General features: G+C 66.0%; 16 protein-coding genes. 8 read left to right on the forward strand and 8 right to left on the reverse strand.

The genetic code is table 11. From position 1 onward, the window contains the following. Window positions 1–2: 2 nt before the first annotated feature. The 5 genes from IG122_RS14315 to IG122_RS14335 are packed head-to-tail and all read left to right on the forward strand — an operon-like array spanning window position 3 to window position 5280. Window positions 3–1304, forward strand: coding sequence for an O-antigen ligase family protein (locus IG122_RS14315; protein ID WP_193184624.1), 1302 nt, complete (start codon window positions 3–5; stop codon window positions 1302–1304). After that, window positions 1273–2424: a glycosyltransferase family 4 protein gene (locus tag IG122_RS14320; RefSeq protein ID WP_193184626.1), complete on the forward strand. Its 1152-nt coding sequence runs from the start codon at window positions 1273–1275 to the stop codon at window positions 2422–2424. The genes IG122_RS14315 and IG122_RS14320 overlap by 32 nt, the downstream gene beginning before the upstream one ends. Further along, window positions 2421–3593 carry a glycosyltransferase gene (locus IG122_RS14325; RefSeq protein ID WP_226893575.1) on the forward strand — a complete coding sequence of 391 codons (1173 nt, stop codon included), beginning with the start codon at window positions 2421–2423 and terminating at the stop codon, window positions 3591–3593. The genes IG122_RS14320 and IG122_RS14325 overlap by 4 nt, the downstream gene beginning before the upstream one ends. After that, the gene (locus IG122_RS14330; RefSeq protein ID WP_193184630.1) at window positions 3590–4366 is read left to right on the forward strand and encodes a WecB/TagA/CpsF family glycosyltransferase; all 777 of its coding nucleotides are present in this window, start codon (window positions 3590–3592) and stop codon (window positions 4364–4366) included. The genes IG122_RS14325 and IG122_RS14330 overlap by 4 nt, the downstream gene beginning before the upstream one ends. Further along, a complete protein-coding gene (locus IG122_RS14335) occupies window positions 4366–5280 on the forward strand; it encodes an NAD-dependent epimerase/dehydratase family protein (protein WP_193184632.1) in 915 nt (304 codons plus the stop codon). Before IG122_RS14330 ends, IG122_RS14335 begins: the two co-directional genes overlap by 1 nt. Here the strand turns inward: IG122_RS14335 and IG122_RS14340 are convergent. The 4 genes from IG122_RS14340 to IG122_RS14355 are packed head-to-tail and all read right to left on the reverse strand — an operon-like array spanning window position 5274 to window position 11073. Then, window positions 5274–6674 carry an undecaprenyl-phosphate glucose phosphotransferase gene (locus tag IG122_RS14340; protein WP_193184634.1) on the reverse strand — a complete coding sequence of 467 codons (1401 nt, stop codon included), beginning with the start codon at window positions 6672–6674 and terminating at the stop codon, window positions 5274–5276. The genes IG122_RS14335 and IG122_RS14340 overlap by 7 nt on opposite strands. Before the next feature lie 29 nt (window positions 6675–6703). Continuing rightward, window positions 6704–9088, reverse strand: coding sequence for a GumC family protein (locus tag IG122_RS14345; protein ID WP_193184636.1), 2385 nt, complete (start codon window positions 9086–9088; stop codon window positions 6704–6706). Between the two features lie 8 nt (window positions 9089–9096). Continuing rightward, window positions 9097–9684, reverse strand: a complete 588-nt coding sequence (locus tag IG122_RS14350) for a polysaccharide biosynthesis/export family protein (protein WP_193184638.1) — start codon at window positions 9682–9684, stop codon at window positions 9097–9099. 9 nt (window positions 9685–9693) lie between these two features. Further along, a complete protein-coding gene (locus IG122_RS14355) occupies window positions 9694–11073 on the reverse strand; it encodes an outer membrane beta-barrel protein (protein WP_193184640.1) in 1380 nt (459 codons plus the stop codon). A 334-nt stretch (window positions 11074–11407) separates the two neighbouring features. Here IG122_RS14355 and IG122_RS14360 point away from each other — a divergent pair, with 334 nt between their 5' ends. Further along, a complete protein-coding gene (locus IG122_RS14360) occupies window positions 11408–12652 on the forward strand; it encodes an EAL domain-containing protein (protein ID WP_193184642.1) in 1245 nt (414 codons plus the stop codon). A gap of 96 nt (window positions 12653–12748) precedes the next feature. Here the strand turns inward: IG122_RS14360 and IG122_RS14365 are convergent, their stop codons facing one another. Further along, entirely contained in the window at window positions 12749–13303 is a 555-nt protein-coding gene (locus tag IG122_RS14365) for an ActR/PrrA/RegA family redox response regulator transcription factor (protein WP_193184644.1), read from the reverse strand. A 65-nt stretch (window positions 13304–13368) separates the two neighbouring features. Next, complete coding sequence (locus tag IG122_RS14370; RefSeq protein ID WP_319024891.1) at window positions 13369–14736, reverse strand: ActS/PrrB/RegB family redox-sensitive histidine kinase; 1368 nt, start codon at window positions 14734–14736, stop codon at window positions 13369–13371. A 108-nt stretch (window positions 14737–14844) separates the two neighbouring features. Between IG122_RS14370 and IG122_RS14375 the strand changes: the two genes are divergently transcribed. Further along, window positions 14845–15612 carry an ABC transporter ATP-binding protein gene (locus IG122_RS14375; protein WP_193184648.1) on the forward strand — a complete coding sequence of 256 codons (768 nt, stop codon included), beginning with the start codon at window positions 14845–14847 and terminating at the stop codon, window positions 15610–15612. Continuing rightward, a complete protein-coding gene (locus IG122_RS14380) occupies window positions 15609–16442 on the forward strand; it encodes an ABC transporter permease (RefSeq protein WP_193184650.1) in 834 nt (277 codons plus the stop codon). Before IG122_RS14375 ends, IG122_RS14380 begins: the two co-directional genes overlap by 4 nt. On the opposite strand, the gene IG122_RS14385 is transcribed toward IG122_RS14380, so the two are convergent. Further along, window positions 16427–17035, reverse strand: coding sequence for an NUDIX hydrolase (locus IG122_RS14385; protein WP_193184652.1), 609 nt, complete (start codon window positions 17033–17035; stop codon window positions 16427–16429). The two genes, IG122_RS14380 and IG122_RS14385, sit on opposite strands and share 16 nt — an antisense overlap. A gap of 20 nt (window positions 17036–17055) precedes the next feature. Then, entirely contained in the window at window positions 17056–18090 is a 1035-nt protein-coding gene (cobT, locus tag IG122_RS14390; protein ID WP_193184653.1) for a nicotinate-nucleotide--dimethylbenzimidazole phosphoribosyltransferase, read from the reverse strand. Window positions 18091–18146: the final 56 nt, after the last annotated feature.

The raw sequence follows: 18146 nt of genomic DNA on the forward strand, positions 1-18146 counted from the left end.
CCATGGACAACCGGAGGCCCGAGGGTACGGGCACCGAGGACGTGCCGGCGCCCCGGGTGCACCGGTCCATATACCGGAGCGCCATGGAGGCGCGGCGGCTCGGGCAGGCGGCGCCGCTCAGCGTCTCGCTGCTGATGACCATCATCTTCGCCCAGGCACTGGTCACCATTCCGGCCCAGTTCCGCGTCATCCCCGCGATCTCGCTCGGCGGGTTTCTGTCTCTGCTCTTCGTGCTGCTGCTGGTGATGCATTTCATGATGCGGCCCTACGTGGTGCGCGAAACGCGCTGGCCGGTCTTCATGTTCCTGCTCTTCACCGCCTGGATCGCCTACGGCTTCATCTTTTACCGGCTGACCGTTCCCGGCATTCAGAACACCGTCGTCATCATCTCCAGCATTCTTTCCCTCATCGTCGCCGCCCAGGTTGCGATGAGTATCCGCTCGCCGAGCCGTGCCATCGTGCGTGCGGTTCTGATCGCGATCTGGATTCCGGCGGTGATCTACGTGCTCGCGATTCCGGTCTTCGGCTTCGGCCATACCGAGATCTTCGCGCCGCGCTCCCTCGCCGGCTTCCTGCTGATCGGCATCGCCATCCATTGCGGCTACTGGCGGCACGGCTCGCGGAGCGATCTCTGGCTTGCGCTTTTCCTCTACGCCGTCGTGGTGCTCTCGCTCTCGCGCGCGGCGATGGGAATGGGGCTCGGCGTCTTCGTCCTGGCGCAGATGCGGCTGGACAGCTTTACCGGCTGGGTCCGCCTGATCGCGATCCTCGTCGCGGCGGTCGGCCTCGCCGCCTTCCTCCTGCTCAATTTCGAGCCGCTGAAGCAGCGTTTCTTCTCGGGAGACCTCTCGGCCGCGGTCGGCGGCGTCAAGATCAACACCATGGGCCGGATCGCCGCCTGGACGACGGTGATCAACTCCGCAATGGAGGCACCGATCATCGGCAAGGGTCCGGCCTCGAGTTCCGAGGCCCTCGAGACATTGCACGCCGGTATCGAGCAGCCTCACAACGACTATCTCAGGATCTGGCACGATTACGGGGTGATCGGACTGCTGCTCTGGTTCGGCGCCTTCGGCACCATGATGCTCGCCTGCCGGCGGCAATATAAGCGGTTCCAGCAATGGGGCGCGCGCGAGACGTCGCTCGGCGCCGCGACCGGGCTGGCGCAGATCACCCTGCTCGCCCTGATGCTGACCGACAATGTGCTGATCTATTTCTACAACATGGTTCCCATCTTCATTCTCTCGGGCCTGGTGCTCGGATCGCTGCCTTATGCCCCGTTGCTCCGTCGCTCTGCTCGTTAATTTCGTGCCGCCCTACCGGGTGGCCCTGCTGCGCGCGCTCGAGCGGGAGGTCCGCCGGCTGACGGTGCTGGTCTCTACGGAGATGGAGGCGGACCGCCCGTGGCAGGCCCGAAGCGGGGGGCTCGATGTCCGCAGGATTCGGTCGATAACCTTGCCCTACCGGCGCGGCCATCCGGACGGATTCTCGGAGGACCTGACGGTCCATCTCTCCTGGGACCTGCTACCGCGCCTCGCCTGTCTCGCCCCGGATGTCATGATCAGCAGCGAGTTCGGTTTGCGCAGCCTGCAGGCAGGTCTCTATCGCCGCCTCGCCGCACTCGCCGGCCGCCGCACCCGGCTGCTGATCTGGGCGACGGTGTCCGAGCAGACGGAACGGGGCCGCGGACCATTGCGGTCGGCCCTGAGGCGCCTGATCGCCTTCATGGCGGACGGCGCAGTGACGAACGGGACCTCGGGCGCCCGCTATCTGGAGACAATCGGATTTCCGTCCGGCCGCATCTTCGCCATCCACCAGTCGACCGATCTCGACCGGTTCGAGAACCTGCCGGAACCCAAGCCCGACCCCGCCGGCACGCTCCGTCTCGTCTCTGTCGGCAGCCTGATCCCGCGCAAGGGTCTCCGGCCCTTTCTCGTTCGCCTCAAGGCCTGGTGCGCGGCGCATCCGGAACGGAAACTGCACTGGCGCCTCGTCGGCGACGGCGGTGAGCGGGAAAGCCTCGAAAGCGCGGACCTGCCGGCGAACCTCGAACTCGAACTGATCGGCAACCGCCCCTATGAAGCGATCCCGGACCTTCTCGTCGACCGCGATCTTTTCGTCTTTCCGACCCTGGCCGACGAATGGGGTCTCGTGGTGAACGAGGCCATGGCGGCGGGCCTGCCGGTGCTCGCCAGCCGCCTCTCCCAGGCCGCCGAGGAGATGGTCCGGGAGGGTGAGAACGGCTGGCTGTTCGATCCGCTCGACCCGGCGGCGACCGATGCCGCGCTTGCCCGCGCCCTCGATGCCCCGCCGCAGGAACGCGCGTCGATGGCGGCGGACGCCCGGCGCACAGCGGCGCGTTTCTCGCACGGAAATACGCTCCGGCGCATGATCGGAGCCATCGACGCGGTATGGGGCCGATGAGGATCCTCTTTGCCCATTGCCGCTACCAGCAGGCCGGCGGCGAGGATCGTGTCGTCGAGGCCGAAATGGCAGCGCTCCGTGACGCGGGACACGAGGTCGCCCTGCTCGAACGCGACAATGCGTCCATCCGCTCGCCGTGGGACGCAGCCCGGACGGCCTGGCAGCTTCCAGGGACCGAGGCTCTCCGGCACGAGCTGAAAGCCGAGATTGCGGCGGCGGGACCGGACATAATCCATGCCCACAACATCTTCCCGCTGATCACCGCGTCGCTTTACGATGCCGCGGGCGATCTCGGCATTCCGGTGGTCCAGACCCTGCACAATTACCGCAACATCTGCGCCTCTGCCCTGCTGATGCGGGACGGACGGATCTGCGAGGATTGCGTCGGCGCCAACCCCTACCGGGCCGTGCTCCACCGCTGCTACCGGAACTCCTATCCCGGGTCCCTTGCGCTCGCCCGGATGATCGACGTCCACCGGAGGCGCGGCACCTGGCACCACGCAGTCGGCCGTTTCATCGCGCTGACCGACTTCTCCCGCGGCCGCTTCGTCGCCGGCGGCTTTCCGGCGGGCCGGATCGCCGTGATCGGAAACAGCCCCGGCGCCGCATTCGCGCCCGCACCCGCAAGCGGCCCCCGCGAGGGCGCGCTCTATATCGGACGGCTCTCGGAGGAGAAAGGCATCGCCGCCTTGCTGAAGATCTGGCGCCGGGACTGGCCGCCGCTCCGGGTCATCGGCGATGGGCCGGACCGGCCGGTGCTCGACGCAGCGGTCAGGGAGGGCCGGGCCGTCGCGCTTGGCACGCTCGGTCCGGAGGAGATCGCCGCCGAAATGCGCCACGCCGCGCTCTCGGTCCTGCCATCGCGCTGCTACGAGAATTTCCCGATGACGCTGGCGGAGGCCTTCGCCTCCGGCCTCCCGGTCGCCGCGTCACGGATCGGCGCTCTTGGCGAACTGGTCGAGGACGGACGGACGGGGCGCGTGTTCGATCCGTTCGATCCGGCGGAGATGGAAAGCGTCATCGCCGAAACGCTCTCCGATCCGGCCCGGCTCAGGGACTGGGGCGCGCAGGCAAGACAAAGCTACGAAACCCGTTTCACCGCGGAAAAGACGACAGCCGCGAAGCTTGCGCTCTACGAGGAGCTGATCTCGGGCAGGGTCGCGGCATGAGCGGCGGAACCCCCACGGTGCCCGTGATTGGCCGGAAGGTCGCCGCCGGGTCGCTCACCACCCTCGGAGAGACCATCCTCTGTCTCGCCCGAAAGGGAGCGCCGGCCTATGTCTGCGTCGCCGCCACCCATCCCCTGTCGCTGGCGCGCACCGATTCCGCCTTCGCCGCCGTGATGGACGGGGCCGCCCTGGTGCTGCCCGACGGCAAGCCGGTGAGCTGGATCCAGCGGCTGAAAGGACACGCCGAGGCGGAACAGGTCGCGGGGCCCGAGATCGCACCCTGGCTTGTCGCGCGCGCGGAAGCGGAAGCGCTCCCGGTCTATTTCTTCGGCGGCCTGCCGGACGAACTCGACGCCCTGAAGCGGACATTGTCGGAGAGGCACCCGCAGCTCCGTGTCGCCGGCTGGGAGTCCCCGCCGAAACTTCCCGAACGGCCGGACTTCGACCCGGAGGTGGCGACCCGGATCAGCGCGAGCGGCGCGAAGCTGGTCTTCGTCGGGCTCGGCTGCCCGCGCCAGGAATGGTGGATGGCTCGGCACAGCGCCGGGATCGACGCGACGCTGATCGGCATCGGCGCCGCCTTCAATTTCATGTCGGGGCGGCTGGAACGTGCCCCCGCATGGGTTCGCTCGCTCGGCCTCGAATGGCTGCATCGCCTGCTTGCCGAACCGGGCCGCCTCGCCCGGCGCTATCTCGTGCACAATACCCGTTTCCTCTGGTTCGCATTGCTCGACCTCTGCGCCCATTGGTGCCGCCGCCGGGGCCGGGTCTGATGGCGCGCTATCTCATCACCGGCGGCTGCGGCTTCATCGGCGGCCATCTGGCCCATGCGCTCGTCCGAGAGGGCCACCGGGTGACCGTCCTCGACGATCTCTCCAGCGGACAGGAGGACAACCTGCCACCGGGGGCCGATCTCGAGCGGGGCTGCGTGACCGACGGCGCGCGGCTTTCAGTGATCGCAAGACAGTGCGACGGCCTCGTCCATCTCGCCGCCATCGCCTCGGTCGAGGCGGCCGCAGCAAACCCCGATCGGGCCGAGGCAGTCAATCTCGGCGGCACTCGCAATGCCGTCGCCGCGGCGCGAACGCACGGCATCCCGCTCGTCTACGCATCCTCCGCAGCTGTCTACGGAGACGCCGGTTCCGACCCGGTCGCCGAAACCGCAAAATGCGCGCCGCTTTCCGCCTATGGCGAGCACAAGCTCAAGAGCGAGAGCGCGGTCCTGACGCTCGGCCCGCGCGCCACGATCATCCGGCCCTTCAACGTCTACGGGCCGCGCCAGCATCCGGCTTCGCCCTATAGCGGGGTGATCGCGCGGTTCGTTTCCGCCTGCCTTGCCGGCGAGACGATCACGATCAACGGCGAGGGTCACCAGAGCCGGGATTTCATCTATGTCGGCGATATCGTCCGCCTCTTCCTCGCGGCCATGAGTCGCGATCCGGAGGCAGCGCTGACCGTGAACGGCTGTACCGGACAGGCGATCAGCATTCTGGAGCTGACGCGGGCCATCGCGGCGGCGTGCGGCGCCGGTCTCAGGCTCAGACACGGCCCGGCACGTCCCGGCGATATCCTCCATTCCCGCGGAGACCCGCAGCACGCCCTCGATACCCTAGGTTTCCAGGCCGAAGTCAGGCTCGGAGACGGGCTGACGGAAACGGTGGCCTGGCTGCGCGGGGAAGATCAGTAGGCGGACCGCCCGGTGCCGACCTCTATAACGGTCAGGGCGAGGATCTTCAGGTCGAAGCCGAGGGACCAGTTCTCGATGTAATAGAGATCGAGTTCGACGCGGCGGCGCATCTTGTCGACCGTATCGGTCTCGCCGCGGAGCCCGTTGACCTGCGCCCAGCCGGTAATGCCCGGCTTCACCCGGTGGCGGCCGAGATATCCGTCGATGATCCCGGCATACTGGCGATTGTGGGCGACGGCATGGGGACGCGGGCCGACCAGTGACATGCTGCCGCCGAGCACGTTCAGCAGTTGCGGCAGCTCGTCGAGGCTCGTGCGCCGCAGGACACGGCCGAGCGCGGTGACACGGGGATCGTCGCGCGTGGCCTGCTTGAGCGTTCCGGCGTCCGCGGAGCCGGTGCCGTCGTTCCGCATGGTGCGGAACTTCAGCATCGTGAACTCGTCGTTGTTGAAGCCGAAACGGCGCTGGCGGAAGAAAATCGGCCGCCCCGTCGTCAACAGGACCGCGAGGGCGATCGCAAGCATGGCCGGCGCCAACGCGACGATCATCACGCTTCCGAGCACGATGTCGACAAAGCGCTTCTGCACGCTCGACCAACCGCCGATCGGCACGTCCGCGAGTATGATACCGGTCTCTCCCGCGACCCGATCGATACCCAGGACCGGGACGCCGGCGAGATAACCGGGCAGCTGGAGGCGGATATTGACCGGCTGTTCGCGAAGCCGCGCAAGTGCTGTGCGGAACGCCTTCTCGTCCCCCGGCTCGTAGCACAGCAGCACATCGTCGACCCGTCCGGCCGCGATGATGCGATGAAGGCTTTCCTCGCTGCCGAAAAGCGGCACGTCCTGGAAATACTCGTTGCCGAGACCGTCGCCCACGAAGCCGCCGACCAGTCGGGTCGCACCTCCCTGGCCGGCGACCAGGGTGAGGGTCTCCTCTTTGACCAGGCGAGGCGAGCCGAGGACGGCGATACTGGCGGAGAACCAGCCGCTCCGCCGTACCTTCCGAACCCAGGCCAGCGCGAGGGTCCGCACCGCGACGAGGCCGACGCTGCCGCCGACCACCATCTCCACCAGCCAGAAACGGGAGAAATCCTCCGAGATCTTGAAGGCGAACAGCGCGACGATGAAGATCACCATCGTTCCGAGCCAGCAGCGTAGCGACTGCATCGCGTGGATACGTTCGATGTCGCTGCGGTGGAAGGCGTAACTGCCCTGGTTGCTGCCGCAGATCAGGTAAAGGGCGCAAAGGAACAGTCCGGCGAGGACGTAGCGTTCGGGCAGAACGAAGCTTCCGTTCCGAACCGCATAGCTGACCACGTTGATGGCGTAGAGGCTGACGGCCTCGAGGATAGCGAGCCAGACGGCGAGCCAGATGAGCGATCTGTTTTGCATCGGTCAGGCCGTCCCGGCCCGTGACGGACTCATCGCGCGTTGGCCCAGCCGGGCTCCTCGGCGTCGAGGGAGACGTTTGAATCGACGCCGTAATACTGGCCGTCATAGGCTTCGGCGCCGCCGTCGATCGATTGAATCCGGAGGTTGTTCTTCGATATCACGATTCCGGAGAGGTTCTCGCCGAGTTCGTAGATCTCCCGGATGGTCTGCTCCGCGGTTTCGCGGCGGGTCCGCTCCCACTCGATGACGAAGACCGTCGCGTCCACCTGCGGCACCAGGACCAGGGTATCGGACACAACCGACGCCGGGCCGGAATCGATCACCGTGAAGTCGAAATTCTTCTCCGCGTACCGCAACAGCTCCGCCATGCGGCGCGACGCGAAATGATCGTCCGAGCTCGACATGACGCCGCCGGTTGCGACGTAATGGATTCCGAGACCGAGATCGAACTCGATCGCGTCCTCAATTTCCGCCTCGCCCTGCAGAAACTGCTTGAGGCCGCGGCTGGTATCCCCGTTGAGCTGTTTGGTGACCGTACCGCTGACCGTGTCGCAATCGATGATCAGGACACGCAAACCGGCGGAAACCGCATTGACGACCAGGGCGAGCGCGATCGAGGACTTGCCCTCGCCGGCAATGGAGGAGGTGATCAGCACGGAGCGGATCGGCTTGCCCTCGCCGAGCAGGTTGAGCGCGGTGCGCAGCTTGCGGATGCCCTGGCCGGCAGCGGAGCCCGGGCGGCGGCGGACCAACTCGAACAGCGGCGTCTTCGCATCGCTCACATGCTGCGACAGCGGAATGCTGGCAATCACGGGCAGGCCGGTCGCCTGTTCCACCTGCTTCGCGTTCTTGAAGCCTCGGATCAGGAAATCCATCAGCAGCGCGAGCAGCGCGGCGAGAATCATCGCCGCCAGGACCGAGGCAAGCACCGCCAGCTTTTTCTTCGGCGCGATCGGCACCCGGGGCGCTACGGCGCGGGAAATCACCTCGGCGCCGGCCTGCTCCGGCTCGCGCTGCTCGATATCCACCGCCGCCAGCCGGTTCAGCATGATCTCGTAGAGATTCTGGTTCGCGGCCACCTCGGCCTGGATCGCCCGGAGCGCGATTTCCGCCTCCGTCTGGCCTTCCATCGTTGCTTTCAGCTCCGAGACCGCGTTCTGCACGTTCGCCTCGCGCACCCGCGCGATCTCGGTCTCGTTGCGCATCGACTGCACGATCTTGCGCACCTCGCCCGCGATCGTCGTGCGCACGTCCTCCAGTTCCCGGCGGGTCTTGATGACGTCGGGATGGCCGTCGCGCAGGGTCGTCAGTTGTTCGGCGAGACGTTGCTGGATCCGCGATTCCTGGAGCCGCAGATTGTTGATGAGCTGGGAGGCGAGCACTGGCGCCAGACTTTCGGTACCGTCCTGCTGGTCTATCAGGAGCTGGACCTGACGCAGCCGCGCCTCGCGCTCCGCCCGTTCGGTGCTGGCCTGGATCAACTGATCGTTCAGCTTGATGAGCTGCTGGCGCATCAATTCCGTGCCGCGCACGTCGAGCAGGCCTTCCTCGCGGCGGAAACGCTCGAGCTTCTCCTCCGACTGCAGGACCCGTTCCTGCAGCGCCGCGACCTGGTCGGTCAGCCATCGGCTGGACTGCCGCACCGCCTCGTCGCGCTGATCGCGCTTCTGTTCGAGAAACATGTCGGCGATGGTGTTCGGCACCAGCGCCGCGAGAGTCGCGTCGTTGCTCTGGAACTCGATGGTGATGACCCGCGAGAGCTGTTCCCCGTCGACCGTCAGCTGGTCGAGGAAAGTGTCGGTGACCTCGGCATAGAGCGCCTCGGGAGAAAGTTTCTCGGGCTCGCCGGACCCGGGCGAGGCGAGCTTGCCGAGATCGAGCCCGAGATTGTCGACCAGCCAGGCGTTGGCGGCCTCAGACCAGTGCGAGAGGGCCTTGTCGATATGCAGAATTGCGGCGAGTTCGCCCGCTCCGCTCTTGAGTTTGCCCCACACCGTGTCCGCTTCCGAACGCAGCGCCGGGTTGAACTCGGCAACCCGGTCCAGTTCCAGCTTGTCGATGACCTTCGATGCGAAGGCCCGCGACCTCAGATAGGCGGTCTCTGTCGGAAGGTTCGTGGTTCCGGTCCCGAGGCCCTGAGGCAGGGTGAGGCCCGGAATGTTGAAAGTCCCGCCAGGCTCGCTCATCTGCAGCTTGGTGCTGCCGGAGAAGACCGGCTTCATGGAGAACACGACGAGACCGGTCGCCAGCGGCACCAGGATCAGCACCGTCAGGATCAGCAGAAAGCGCCGCCGCATGACGGAGACCAGCCGCCACAGATCGAAGGTCTCTCCGGTTTCCAGCGGATCGGCGAACAGCGCCGACGGCGCCTCGCCGCCGCGCCGTCCTCTCGGGAATGCCGTGACGTTCGCCATCCGCCCCCCTAGAACCAGCGCCGTTTGATCTCGATGACGTCGCCCGGATAGACCGAGGTATCGAGACTGACGTCGCGCACGGTCTGCCCGTGCTCCGTACGCCGGGTCAGCAGCACTTGCGACTTGGCCGCGCGGCGGGTAAATCCGCCGGCTTCGGCCACCGCCTTGCGCATGTTGAGACCGAGCACAAAATCGTAGCTCCCGGGTGTATTCACCTCGCCCAGCACGTAGAACGGCTGGTAGCGCGCGATCACGATATCGACCTTCGGATCGATGACAAACTGCCGGTCGACGATTTCGGTCACCAGCGCGCGCAGCTCCAGCGCGGTCTTGCCGCGGGCCTCGACCTTGCCGACCAGCGGCAGTTCCAGTTTTCCATCCTCGGCGATATCGACGATGGCGGAAAGTTCCTCGTGGCCGAACACGGTCACCGCGACCCGGTCGCCTTCGACCAGCCGGTATTCGGCGATGGTCGGTGTCGTGGGCGGCGGCAGTTCGTCGACTTCGGACGAGGCGCAGGCGGCAAGCGCGAGGCACAGCCCCAACAACGCGAGGGCCGTAAGCCGGTTCGATGCGAGAATGAGGTCAGACCACATCACTCTCTCCTAGAGCCGTCCGAGATTGAACGGATCGACGACGCCTTCGTCAATACGGCAGCAGAGCTTCATCCCGAGCCGGAAAGCGACCGTGGTCGCCTCGAAATCGCGGCTCGCCACTGTCGAGTCGGACACCTCGTGCTCGAGGCTTAGGCCGGCGAAAAAGTACTCGTTGATGAGGTAAGTCGCCTTCAGACCGACCAGGTAATCGTCGTCCTCGCGCTCGATCTGCTGGAAGTCCTCGTTGGCGTAGGAGAAATAGGCGTTGAAGATGAGCTGGTCGAACGGGTCGTAGTCCAGCCCGGCATTGAAGCCGTGGGTGAGCTTCGTTCCAGAGGACGGATCGTCCGATTGCTGATTCTCGATCGCGGCGCCAGCCGTGAAGGTCATGACGGGCGTGAGATTCCAGAGCAGCCCGGCGGAGGCAACGAAGTCCGTCTGCGGCGACCGCGAGCCTTCGTCGAAGATACGGTGCGACATCCCGACCCGGCCGGTGAAGGCGCTGACACCGGTCACGTCCCGCGCCGTTCCGACGGTCAGGGTAAGCCGGGTCGAATCCTGGTTTTGCGAGGCCTTCTCGACGAACATCTCGCGCAACAGGCCCGGCGAGACAAAGAGATCGTATTCGCCGCCCGTCGAAACCCCCACGAGGCCGCGCAGGTTGAGGGACGTGCGGTCGAGCGAGCTCCGGTTGACGCCATCGGTCGGGTTGTAGTCCCGATGCAACACCTCGCCGACCACGCGGGAGAAGAGCCGGTCGTTCTGCCGGTCGTCGTAGGTCACGCCCGCGAGATACTGGTTATAGGTCAGCGGCTCGAACGCCGCGCCGGGATCGGCATCGTCGCCACGCCGGATGTGTCCGCGTTTGGCTTCGGCGAAACCGCGCGCGAAAAGCTCCTCGCCGAGATCGTAACGGCCCGCTGCGCCGAGACTGATGTCCGTGGTGTTCTCCCGGCTGGACTCCCCTACCCTCCGGTCGTCCACGCTAACGATCAGCAGCGCCTCGTGATTGGTCCAGTTCGACCGGAGTGCGGCCGCGGCCTTCACTTCGGTGAAGCCGGAATCGATCTCGTTGTCGGTTGTGCGCACGATATTGCTGTCATGACCCGCATCCACCGTCACGCGTGGAAAAAGATCGAAGCTGCCGCCGAGCCGGGCCGTATCCGAGGTATCCCCGGGCCGGGTCAGCATGTCGAGGGAAAGGCCGTAACTCTGGAAGTCGAGCCGCGGCCGCCCCTGGACCGACTCCTTGCCGGCGAGCTGTGCCGCGGCGGGAAGCGCGACGGTCGTGAGCGCGAGCAGGGCAAACGCCAGGCCGCCCAGCCCCTTGCCGGCTGACCAAACCGTGCGGCTCCGCCCGCACAGAAGCCACGATTGCGAAAAGTCCATGTGACCGGCCAGCTGATTCTATCCCGAACTCGGTTTGGCTGCGCTTAGGCAGCGCTTTAAAGTAGTCGAATTATCCATTGAAACAAAACATTTTTATGAGCATAGTTAGGTGACGTAACTCATGATGGCCACGGAAACGTAAAAATTTGGTGGCTTTTTATGTGAAAGTGCGTTTTTTCGCGGTAGAGATACCGCCCGGCCATCCTGAGCCTTTTCGATCGCACGCCGTCCGCGCCCCGCGGTTTCCGGTGATTTACCGGGTGCCTGCGCAATAGGCGGCATGGTAAGAAAGAGCCAGGGAAACGGCCCTACTGAGTTTTAAGCGGAGGACCGCATGGCGCTCAGCCAAGTCCAGAACCGAAATCGGGGCCCGAGCCAGGAATACCTGCTGCTCGACTATCTGCAGCGCCTCGGACGGAACGTGGATGGCCGCATGGCCGTTCACATCCATCTGTCGCGCCTCCGCCCGCAGAACCGCCAGGACCACCATATCCGGATCGCGGCGGCGACCTTTGAGGGCATGGTCCAGAACTACGAGGGCCAGATCTTCATCCTGAGCAATTCGGATCTGTTCTTCGTCTGCAAGGACGCCACCGTCGAGGATATCGACGCGGCGATCATGAAGGTCCGCTATCTCTTCTCCGAGGACCCGCTCTCCCAGGGCGACGAGGAGGAAGACCTCGCCCGATTCTGTTCCTGGTACAATGTCGCGACCCAGTACGAGGACCTGCTGGAGCTGGTCAAGCAGATGCACCGCGAGCGTGAGCGCAAGTCGCGGCTCGCCGTCAGCGCCGACCAGAAGGTCGATCCGCGGACCAAGGGTTCGCGCAAGCCGCTCGATCCGGAGCAGCTCGGCAAGCTCGAATCCTTCCTGCAGCGCGCCGACCTCTCCAATCTGATGCGCCGCCAGCCGGTCTGCGCCCTGACGCCGAACAACCCCAATCCGCAGCCGGTCTTCCGCGAGCTCTTCATCTCGATCCACGACCTGCAGCAGACGGTACTGCCGGAATTCGACCTCGCCTCGAATCTCTGGCTCTTCCAGCACCTGACCCAGACGCTCGACGCGCGGATGCTATCGTTGCTGATCCGTAACGACGACAGCTCGATCGCGAGTTCCTTCAGCGTCAATCTGAACGTGCAGACGATCCTCTCGCCGCCCTTCCTGAACTTCGACTCGAGCCTGAAGGCGGTCGCCCGCGGTACCGTCGTGATCGAGCTGCAGAAGATCGACATCTTCGGTGACATGGGCGCCTACATGTTCGCGCGCGACTTCATGCGCGAGCGCGGCTACCGCATCTGTCTCGACGGGCTGAACCATCTCACACTGCAGTTCATCGACCGCGAACGGCTCGGCCTCGACCTCCTGAAGCTGATCTGGAGCCCGGACATGGCCGACGACATGTCGGGCGCCCGGACCACGGAACTGAAGGAACATGTCGACCGCTGCGGCCGTGCCCGCATCATCCTGACCCGCTGCGACAGCGACGAGGCGGTACGCTTCGGCCAGTCTCTCGGGATCACGATGTTCCAAGGCCGCTATATCGACAAGCTGCTGACCTCGGAAGGCCGGGTGGTGTAAGGCCACCCGCGCGCCCTTCAGGCCCTTGCACCCGCTACTCCGTCGTCATTCCCGCAAACGCGGGGATGACAACCTTTATAAGGAGCGGAAGGTGAACTACCCCCGCGGCGCGTGCTTGTTCAGGATGCGCTGCAGGGTGCGGCGGTGCATGCGCAGGCGCCGGGCGGTTTCGGAGACGTTGCGGCCGCATTGCTCGAAGACCCGCTGGATATGCTCCCAGCGCACCCGGTCGGCGGACATCGGATTGTCCGGCGGCGGGGGCAGCGCTTCCTCGTGATCCAAAAGCGCGGCGGCGACGGCATCGGCGTCGGCCGGCTTCGGCAGGTAATCGACCGCGCCCGCCTTCACCGCGGCGACCGCGGTCGCGATATTACCGTAGCCGGTCAGCATGATGATGCGGGCATCCGGATTGGCCTCGCGCAGTGCGGTCACCACATCGAGGCCGCTGCCGTCGGTCAGCCGCATGTCGAGCACCGCATAGGACGGCGCATCGTTCTTCACCGCCTCCAGTCCCTCGGCCACCGAGCCGGCGCTGGTCACGCTGAAACCGCGCTTCTCCATCGCCCGCACCAGCCGGTTGCGGAACGGCTCGTCATCGTCGAGCACAAGCAATTTCCGGGTCTCGTCGACCCCGATCTGATCGTCAGTCACCTAGCGTCTCCGCCATTCGGGCCGGTCCGGCCCCTTTCCGGTTAATAAAGGAAAACTGCGTGGGGTCAAGAATCCGTCACCCCGGCCTCCAGGTCGGACCGGAGCCAGCGAATCGCCACGCGGGCTCCGCCCTCGGCCCGGTTGGAGAAGGAAAGCGTGGCGCCACCACGTTCCAGCAGCGTCTTCGCGATGAAGATGCCGAGCCCCATATGACCGTCCTTGCCGGACCGGCTGGAGACATAGGGTTCGCCCAACCGGTCGAGCACAAGGGGTGAGAAACCCGGCCCGTCATCCTCGATGATGACCGATGCCATGCTGTCGTCCCAATAGACCGTGATCTCGACCGTCTCCGCGGCGAACTGGACGGCGTTCTGGACCAGCGTGCCGATCCCCTGGTTCATCTCCGGCGTCAGCACCACGCGCGGCTGGTCCGCGGCAACCGTTTCCTCCGCGTCAGCCGGTTCGAGATCGAGATCGAGCGCGCCGCCCGGCCCGTGCTGCTCCACGATCACGACGATATCGTCACGCTGATGCGGTGCGGCGGCGGTCTCGACCGCGGCGCTGAAGGGAACGGTCTTGAACGGACCCGGCGTGTCCTGATCCGGCCGGCGGGAGAATTCCGTCAGGATATCCCGGCAACGCGCGGTCTCGCTCAGCAGCAGATCCAGATCCTCCCGCCATTCGCTGTCCTCGGGAATATCCTTGCGCAGCTCGCGGGCGACGACGGCGATGGTGCTGAGCGGTGTTCCGAGCTCATGGGCTGCCGCGGCGGCGAGCCCGCCGAGGGCGGAAAGCTGCTGCTCGCGGGAGAGCGCGAGGCGGGTGGCGGCAAAGGCGTCCGACATGCGCCGCGCGTCCCGGCTGACGCGGTAGGTGTAGCCGGCGATGAAGAGGGTGGCGATGACGATCGCGGCCCAGAGGCCGAAGACGTAGATGTCCGGCAGCTCCAGACCGTCGCCTGGCCAAGGCAGCGGCCGATGGACCACCGCGAGGGCGGATGCCGAAACCAGGGCGAGGAAGCTCAGCCAGACGGTCGCCCGCCCGGAAAGGATGGTCGCCGAGACCGTGACCGGCGCGATCAGCATCAGCGCGAACGGATTTTCGAGACCGCCGGTCCAGTAGAGCAGTGAGCCGAGCTGCGCGATGTCGAAGGCGAGGCCGAAGGCGGCGACCCGACCGCTGCGGACCGGCCCGCCCTGGCGGAGGGTCTGGCAGACCACGTTGTAGAACGCGCCGAAGGCGACGATCCCGAGCGTGATCTCCAGCGGCAGCGGAAACCCGAGCCCGTAATGCACCACGAGCAGGCTGATAAGCTGGCCCATCAGCGCCACCCAGCGGATCATCACCAGCGTCCGCACGCCCGCCGGTCCAAGCCCGTCGGCCAGGCCGAACCGGACTTCGAGATCTTCCAGATTCCTGCGCTCTTTGGCCACGCGCGCCGTCTCCGAGGTTTCCGTCATTGTCCACTAGCACGGCACGGGCTAAGGTCGCGATGCCCATTTCGGCGCACCCTGAACTGCACATCCATAGAGTCTGAACCCATGAGCAAGCCGGTCATCGACGTCCGGGATCTGGAAAAGCGCTATGGCGCGGTTCACGCCGTGCGCGGCGTTGGCTTCACCGCCGAGGCCGGAACCACCGTAGGTCTGCTCGGCGGCAACGGCGCGGGCAAGACCACGACCATCGCGATGATGCTGGGACTGCTGGAGCCGACCGGCGGCAGCGTCTCCATCCTCGGCTGCGACATGGCGACCGACCGCTACCGCGCCCTGCCCTACATGAATTTCTCCTCGCCCTATGTGGACCTGCCGCATCGCCTGACCGTGCGCGAGAACCTCATGGTCTATGCAAGGCTCTACTCCGTATCGGATCCGAAAGCGCGGATTGCCGAACTGGCGGCGCAGCTCGACATGGAGGATTTCATGAACCGGCCCTCCGGCAAGCTGTCGGCCGGTCAGAAAACCCGCGTCGCCCTTGCCAAAGCGCTGATCAACACGCCGAAGGTGCTGCTGCTGGACGAGCCGACGGCGTCGCTCGACCCGGATACCGGGGACTGGATCCGCACATATCTCGAGACCTATCAGCGCGAGAACGGCGCCACCCTGCTGCTCGCCTCGCACAACATGCAGGAAGTCGAACGGCTCTGCTCCAAGGTGCTGATGATGCGCAAGGGGGAAATCGTCGATCGGGGAAGCCCGGCGGAGCTGCTGGCAAAATACGGACGCAGGACCATGGACGAGGTGTTTCTCGACGTCGCCCGGCAGACCGGCGCGGCACAGGCCAAACAAGACGACCGGGAGACGGCATGAGCGGGAACACCGATTTCACCCCGCCGCCGGCCTCGCTGTTCTCCGTCGGCCGCATCGGCGCCATGGCGCTGCGCTATTTCTACCTGCTGCGCAATTCCTGGCCGCGGCTGATCGAGATGGCCTACTGGCCGACCATGCAGATGATCCTCTGGGGCTTCGTCACCAAGTTCTTCATCGGCGAGTCGAGCTGGATCGCGGGCGCGGCGGGCGTACTGCTGGCGGGCGTGCTGCTCTGGGACATCCTGTTCCGCGGGCAGATGGGTTTTGCGATCTGCTTCCTCGAGGAGATGTGGTCGCGCAATCTCGGCCATCTCTTCGTCAGCCCGCTCCGGCCGCACGAGTTTGTCGTCGCGCTGATGACGATGAGCCTGTTCCGGACCCTGATCGGCGCGGTGCCGCCGGCCCTGCTCGCCATCGTCTTCTACCAGTTCTCGATCTTCTCTCTCGGCCTGCCGCTGGTCGCCTTCATGGCCTGCCTCTTTTTCATGGGCTGGGGAGTCGGCCTGCTGGTGATCGGCGTGATCCTGCGTTTCGGCCTCGGTGCGGAGAGCCTCGCATGGGTGCTGGTCTTCGCCTTCGCACCGATCTCGGCGGTCTACTACCCGGTCGAGACCATGCCGGAATGGCTCCAGACCATCGCCTGGTGCACGCCGTCCGCCTATGTCTTCGAGGGCATGCGCGCGGTGCTCTTCCACGGCGATTTCAGGCTCGACCTGATTGCCGGCGCGATGGTCATGAACGTGATCTATTTCGCGATCGGCGCGTTCATCTTCTGGCTCGCCTACCGCAGCGCCCGGCGCGACGGACGGCTGCTTCAGCTCGGCGAATAGAGCGGCGCCAGGATCTCCTTCAGCCGTGCCACCTTCGGATCGCCCGAGGTCAGGATATAGAGCCCGGCTTCGTGCAGCCCGACCAGATGCATCGCCGTCATCCGGAGATCGCGCGCGAGCAGCCGGCGGTAAAGCTCGTCCAGCGGCACCGGCACGGTCTCGATATCCTCGGCCTCGTCGAACGAGGTTTCTCCGGTGATCCGGGCGCCGGTGGCGAGGAAGCTGAAGCAGGTGTTGGAGTTGACCGCGGCGTTTGGGAACATCCGGCCGGTCTCGACCCAGTGCGACGCCTCGGCCCCGGTCTCCTCGGCAAGCTCGCGCTGCGCCGTCCGGAGCGGATCGGTCTCGCCCGGATCGACGGTGCCGCTCGGCAGGCCGAACACGACCTCGCCGATCCCGTGGCGGTACTCGTTGATCATCAGAACCCGGGCGTCGTCGGTCACCGCGACCATGTTCACCCAGTTCGGCAGCTCGATCACATGATAGGGCTCGACGATGACGCCGTGCGCGGTCTCGCAGCGGTCCATGCGGTGGGTGACGTACCGGTCGCTGTAATTGATCCGGCTGTCGAGCACGCGCCAGGGCTTCGGCATGGGATGATGTCCCCGGGAGCTCAGGCCGGACCGCTGACGCCGGCATCGGCGAAGGTCGCCATGCCGTTGTGGCAGGCGACGGCAGCCTTGATAATGCCGATCGCGACCGCCGCGCCGGAGGCTTCGCCGAGCCGCATGCCGAGATCGAGGATCGGCGCCTTGCCGATCTTTTCCAGCAGCAGCCGGTGGCCCGGCTCGGCCGAGCAATGCGCGACCTGGCAATGTTCGATGCTGCGCGGATCGGCGGCGTGGAGTACCGCGGCGGCCGCCGTGCAGGCAAAGCCGTCGAGCAGTACCGGGACCCGGCCCATCCGCGCCGCGAGAATGGCCCCCGTGATCGCCGCCAGTTCGAGACCGCCGACGGCGGCGAAGAGTTCCAGAGGGTCCGAGGTACGCGCCTTGTGCAGGGCGACGCCGTCGGCCACCGCCTTCACCTTGGCCGCATAGGCGGCGCCGGTGACGCCGGTGCCGGGGCCGGTCCAGTCCTCGGCCGCGCCGCCGTAGAGTGCGTGGCAGATCGCAGCGGCGGAGGTCGAGTTGCCGATCCCCATCTCGCCGAGGCAGAGCAGGTCTATGCCCGGTTCCACCGCCATCATCCCATAGGCTATCGCCTTGGCGCATTCGTCCTCGGACATGGCCGGCGCTTCGGTGAAGTCGGCGGTCGGTTGCTCCAGCGCCATCTCGTAGACACGGAGATCGGCGTCGAACAGCTCGGCGAGCTGGTTCACGGCGGCGCCGCCGGAGATGAAGTTCTGCACCATCTGATGAGTGACGTCCGACGGGTAGGCCGAGACGCCCTTGGCGGTGACGCCGTGATTGGCGGCGAAGACGCAGATCCGGGGATGCGCGACGCTCGGCGGATGCTTGCCCTGCCAGGCGGCGACCCAGCGCGTCAGTTCCTCCAGCTTGCCGAGCGCGCCCGCCGGCTTGGTCAGCTGCGCCTCGCGGCTGGCCGCGTCGGTGCCCGCCTCGAGATCGGCGGGCGGCAGCGCGCGGAACAGGCCGCGGATCTCGTCGAAGGTCGCGCTCTCTGGGGTAAAACGTTCGTCGCTCATGATCGCCAGCCGGGAAGTGTCTTTCGGATTGCCGCCCCCTATACAGGTCCGGGCGG

Source organism: Nisaea sediminum (assembly GCF_014904705.1).
GTDB lineage: Bacteria > Pseudomonadota > Alphaproteobacteria > Thalassobaculales > Thalassobaculaceae > Nisaea > Nisaea sediminum.

Coding starts and splice junctions, on each gene's coding strand:
- IG122_RS14315 (WP_193184624.1), top strand. CDS start 3: ATGGACAACCGGAGGCCCGAGGGTACGGGCACCGAGGACGTGCCGGCG.
- IG122_RS14320 (WP_193184626.1), top strand. CDS start 1,273: ATGCCCCGTTGCTCCGTCGCTCTGCTCGTTAATTTCGTGCCGCCCTAC.
- IG122_RS14325 (WP_226893575.1), top strand. CDS start 2,421: ATGAGGATCCTCTTTGCCCATTGCCGCTACCAGCAGGCCGGCGGCGAG.
- IG122_RS14330 (WP_193184630.1), top strand. CDS start 3,590: ATGAGCGGCGGAACCCCCACGGTGCCCGTGATTGGCCGGAAGGTCGCC.
- IG122_RS14335 (WP_193184632.1), top strand. CDS start 4,366: ATGGCGCGCTATCTCATCACCGGCGGCTGCGGCTTCATCGGCGGCCAT.
- IG122_RS14340 (WP_193184634.1), bottom strand. CDS start 6,674: ATGCAAAACAGATCGCTCATCTGGCTCGCCGTCTGGCTCGCTATCCTC.
- IG122_RS14345 (WP_193184636.1), bottom strand. CDS start 9,088: ATGGCGAACGTCACGGCATTCCCGAGAGGACGGCGCGGCGGCGAGGCG.
- IG122_RS14350 (WP_193184638.1), bottom strand. CDS start 9,684: ATGTGGTCTGACCTCATTCTCGCATCGAACCGGCTTACGGCCCTCGCG.
- IG122_RS14355 (WP_193184640.1), bottom strand. CDS start 11,073: ATGGACTTTTCGCAATCGTGGCTTCTGTGCGGGCGGAGCCGCACGGTT.
- IG122_RS14360 (WP_193184642.1), top strand. CDS start 11,408: ATGGCGCTCAGCCAAGTCCAGAACCGAAATCGGGGCCCGAGCCAGGAA.
- IG122_RS14375 (WP_193184648.1), top strand. CDS start 14,845: ATGAGCAAGCCGGTCATCGACGTCCGGGATCTGGAAAAGCGCTATGGC.
- IG122_RS14380 (WP_193184650.1), top strand. CDS start 15,609: ATGAGCGGGAACACCGATTTCACCCCGCCGCCGGCCTCGCTGTTCTCC.
- IG122_RS14385 (WP_193184652.1), bottom strand. CDS start 17,035: ATGCCGAAGCCCTGGCGCGTGCTCGACAGCCGGATCAATTACAGCGAC.
- cobT (WP_193184653.1), bottom strand. CDS start 18,090: ATGAGCGACGAACGTTTTACCCCAGAGAGCGCGACCTTCGACGAGATC.